At 54.0% G+C, this 4,241-nt stretch carries 5 protein-coding genes and 1 pseudogene; 2 read left to right on the top strand and 4 right to left on the bottom strand.

Annotated elements, in window-relative coordinates; genetic code table 11:
- On the top strand, positions 1-290 hold a 290-nt coding region (locus tag H0V34_08125; GenBank protein ID MBA2491655.1), incomplete at its 5' end, for a hypothetical protein.
- A 339-nt stretch (positions 291-629) separates the two neighbouring features.
- Entirely contained in the window at positions 630-1,718 is a 1,089-nt protein-coding gene (locus H0V34_08120; GenBank protein MBA2491654.1) for a helix-turn-helix domain-containing protein, read from the top strand.
- 401 nt (positions 1,719-2,119) lie between these two features.
- Here H0V34_08120 and H0V34_08115 read toward each other — a convergent pair whose 3' ends face one another.
- From H0V34_08115 to otsB, 4 genes and pseudogenes are all read right to left on the bottom strand, one after another.
- Positions 2,120-2,197, bottom strand: coding sequence for a DUF3967 domain-containing protein (locus H0V34_08115; GenBank protein MBA2491653.1), 78 nt, complete (start codon positions 2,195-2,197; stop codon positions 2,120-2,122).
- A 23-nt stretch (positions 2,198-2,220) separates the two neighbouring features.
- On the bottom strand, positions 2,221-2,469 hold the full coding sequence (locus H0V34_08110) for an RNA-binding protein (protein MBA2491652.1): 249 nt from the start codon (positions 2,467-2,469) through the stop codon (positions 2,221-2,223).
- A gap of 298 nt (positions 2,470-2,767) precedes the next feature.
- Positions 2,768-3,152: pseudogene (locus H0V34_08105) on the bottom strand (hypothetical protein).
- A 67-nt stretch (positions 3,153-3,219) separates the two neighbouring features.
- The coding region (gene otsB, locus H0V34_08100) for a trehalose-phosphatase (GenBank protein MBA2491651.1) at positions 3,220-4,241 on the bottom strand (1,022 nt) is incomplete at its 5' end.

Below are 4,241 nucleotides of genomic sequence, written 5' to 3'. Positions count from 1 at the left end.
TGCATATGGTTCTGACCGAACCGGGCGCGATTCGCGGCAATCACTATCACACTCGGGGCACCGAAGTCCTGGCGGGCGCCGGGCCGCTGTTAATCCGCCTGCGCGACGGCGACGCGCGCATGGAACTGCAAATTGCGGCGGACGAAGCTATCCGCGTCACTATCCCGGCCGGCGTTGCGCACGCGATCATGAACACCGGCGACAAGCCCAGCGCGATCGTGTCGTTCAGCACCGAATCGTATAATCGTGAAGAGCCGGATGTGGTTCGGGAGGTGCTGATTGAGATGTGATTATCTAAGCTGGATTTTGCTTTGCCTTCAAACTAACCTCCGACTTTTTCGTACGCCATACGAATAAAGGGCTTCGTTGCTTCAACATCGTCGGTTGTCTTTAACGTTACCTTAAGATCACCCGTGCCAAAGTTGTCCGATCTCTGAAACGTCCTGCGAAATTGCGGGCGGCCCCATTTGGACGCGCTTGGCATTAGGCAAGGTGTTCATGCCCATATGATAGAACTTGTGCTTGTCGGCAAGCATATAGTGCAAAATTAACTAGATAGTTAACTCGATAATTGCACAAATTCAGAAGATTGGCTATACTATCTTCTGAATAGCTTTTGAGGCCCTATTGTGAAAACGCCGGGTGATCTGATTCGGGAACGATGCGAAGCCTTGGGGTGGACTCAGGCGGACCTTGCCTATGTGCTCGGAGTAACTACCGCAACCATCAATCAGCTCATAAACGGAAAGCGCGGTGTGACCAGCAAGATGGCAAAGGGGCTTGGTGCCGCTTTGATGGTAGAGCCAGTCACCATCGTAAGACTGCAGGCAGAGCGTGAATTAGAGGGCGCTGACGAACCCAGACCAGCTATTGCGGCTAGAGCAAGAATTCTTTCGGTGTACCCACTTCGCGAGATGCTGAAACGTGGTTGGGTCGAAGAGACAGATGACCCACGTGAGTTGGAGCAAAGAGTGTGTAGATTTTTCGGTACGGAAAGTGTGGGTGATATTCCGCATCTTTCGCACGCGGCGAAACGTTCGCCCAGTGACAAGCGAGCTTCACAGCTTGCATGGTTGTTCCGAGTTAGACAGATTGCGAACGAAATGCCCACGCCAGCGTTTTCTCGGAAAAATCTGGCCGATGCCATTGAGCAAATGAGCCAATTCTTGGGAAATCGTGAGGAAGTTAGGCATGTGCCAAAATTGCTGCACAATTCTGGTGTTCGCTATGTAGTTGTTGAGGGATTATCCGACAGCAAGATTGATGGCGCTTGTCTCTGGTTAGATGCGAAATCACCCGTGATCGGCATGTCGTTACGCTTCGATCGTATCGATAATTTCTGGTTCGTTCTTCGCCACGAATGCGCCCACGTCCTTCATGGGCATGGACAAGATATAGCCATCATCGATTCGGAACTGCAGCAAATCAATGACGATGAAAGCGAAGAAGAACGAATCGCAAACACGGAAGCTGCTGAGTTCTGTGTGCCACAAGCGAAAATGGATTCTTTCTATATAAGGAAAAACCCGCTTTTCTCAGAAAAGGACGTGCTGGCATTCTCGAAACGCTTGAAAGTCCATCCTGGGATTATCGTCGGACAGCTGCATAAGCGGCGTAACCGCTACGACTTTCTTAGGCATAACCTAGTATCCGTTAGGGATCAGATTGAAGGTGATGCGATGATCGACGGATATGGCCACTTTGTACCCATAGGTTAGGTGAGAGAGGTATTTGTTGAATGTCGACGTACGCGCAAAAAATGCAGAAGATCTTCCACCGTTATCAACAGGAGGTTGATCCAGACCCCGTCGACCTCCACGATGTCGGCGCATGGGCCATCAACGAAAAGCTATGGGAGCCAAGACCTGCTGATATACGTAAGCGGTTTGCTGGCGACATGGCTGATGCCTTGCGCCAAGAGTACCGGGTTGACGAGAAAGGACGCACCTACCGAGCGAATCATGCGGTTAGAACAACGGAGAATGGAAGGCAATCCTCGTTCTGGGCAGACATCGACAACGCGCCACCCGAACATATGGAAAAAGCCTTCGCTCAGCGTCGACGCCAAATCGTTGGCGACTGCTATCAGCTGAGGCTAGATGTTGACCATTTTAACGGACTAAATCCCGAGCAAAAGCAGATACCGCTTATATTGGATTTCACGGATGACGTTGAGGAGTTGCTGATCTCGAAGCATCTTGGGGACGAGGAAGAAGCAGCCTAGTCGCTGTCAGTTTTCCTCCACCGCGCGCGCGCAGCCTTAATCGCGATTTCGGTCCGGCGCTTTTTACTCAACTTTTGAGCGCGCGCCTTACCGCCGCGACGGCCAAGGGCAGCTGCAGCCTCGTCTTTAGGCGGGTTCCCGTGGTCGACCTCTTCCTGAAGGTCGCCAGTCGCGATCCACATCACCTTGACGGCATTACCGATTACATCGGCCGGGCGCTTTTCGCCACGAGGACCTTTAGGCATCTTGGCGGATCTCTCGCGCTGCGTCGCATAGCCGATCAAGCCTATCCCTTATCCATTCGTCGTCTAACAACTGATGTGCACGTATATATCCGCGACTCCGCAATTCCCATTCGATAGATAACCAATTGCTATATTCACCGGAACGAGCCATCTTATCGGCCAGATCCCACATACGCTCTTCTTTTGCTCGGCTTGCAGGCATGGTGCTCTCCAAATGCTTCCCGCTAAGCATAGCAAAGTCGAGCAACCGATTCTACCGTCAGTTAGGGCGGGCAGATTTCAAACTGAAGCACTACCCATATTTCTTGTAGTTGGGCACAATGCAAATGACCCGAATAGGGGACCAGTCAACCTCAGTATCCGCGCTGAGCTTCTTTTGCACGGCAATTTCAAAGTCTCCGCGATGGTCATTCAGCCATGCGAGATAAAAGAGGCTTTGGTTGATGAGCTCCGAGGACTCAACTTTCTTATATTCGATGATCACCGGATTGCAATCTTCGGATAAGGCCAGCGTATCGATTCGCCCCGCATGGATAGCGCCGGTTGAGAACTCCGATGCAACAAAGCGACAAGCGAATAGCGTCAAGGTTAGTTTCGATTAGCGTCTGCAAGATTTTTTCTGTCGCAAAGTTCGTATGTTCTACTGGCGCACGTCTATTATTTGTAAGCGAAAAGAGAGGCATGGACTGGGTTCAATAAGGCTGGCTAACATTTATCTGGTTTGTGCTTGCTGGCTTAATAGCCGCCGCCCTATGCGCTGTCCTCGGTATTGTCAATGAGCCGGCCGAGGAGCCCTCGCATCGCCTGCTGATTAGGCAAAAAGAACCTCGCTCTGGAATCCTTGTCGCCGACGTGAATGGTCCAGGCGTCCTCGGGCATGCGCGCGAACAGGTCTTCGTCGGTGCGATCGTCGCCGGCGGCGAGGCAAAAGTCAGGGGCGGGCAGGTGTTCGAGGCGTGTCAACAGTTCGCCCTTGTTGGCCCATACGGGTTTTACTTCCACGATTTTCTCGCCGCGGAACGCGCGCAGTTCCGTCTCCGACAGCAATTGTTCCAGGGTGGAAACCAGCTCATTCGCGAGCCACTCGCCGAACACCGGATCGGACATGCGGTAATGCCACACCAGCGCGCATTCCTTTTCCTCGATGAGGCTGCCGGGGGTGCGATCGACGAAGTGTTCGAGCACGCCTAGCACGCGCTCTTTCCACCGATCCGTGTAGTTCTCGCGCGAATGTGCCCAGGTCATGGTCTCCGGCGAGCGCATGATCGCGCCGTGTTCGGCCGCCAGCCACAGGCCGGGCACCTCACCCAGCCAGTTTCCCAGATCGGTTCGTGATCGGCCGGATATGATAACCACCGTGTTCGCGTCGTCTTTCGCCAGTTTGTTTAGCAGGGTCAGTAATTCGGGCATCGGCGCGGCGTCCTGCGGTCGCTTGGCGAATGGCACGAGCGTACCGTCGTAATCCAGCAGCAGTTGCCGGCGTTGTGTCTGTCGATATGAATCGATCAGGTCCTCTATCGGCAATGCCTCGGGCTTGGCGGACGGATGCGCCTCGCGCGAGGCAGCGGCGTCGCTTAAATTGGAGAGAAAACGCGCGCCCCACTTGTACACGTCGTTGCGCACCACGCGCTTGTGCAGGGCCTCGATGCGCTCGCGCCGCTGGTCGTCCGGCAGCGACAATGCGTGCTCGATGGACTCCGCCGTGCGCTCCTCGTCGTAGGGGTTAACCAGAAACGCCTCGCCCATCTCGGCGGCGGCGCCGGCAAACTCGC

The organism is Gammaproteobacteria bacterium, assembly GCA_013696315.1.
Classification (GTDB): Bacteria; Pseudomonadota; Gammaproteobacteria; order JACCYU01; family JACCYU01; genus JACCYU01.
The sequence above is the reverse complement of the archived record's forward strand: the minus strand, read 5'-3'. Positions and strand labels throughout refer to the sequence as shown.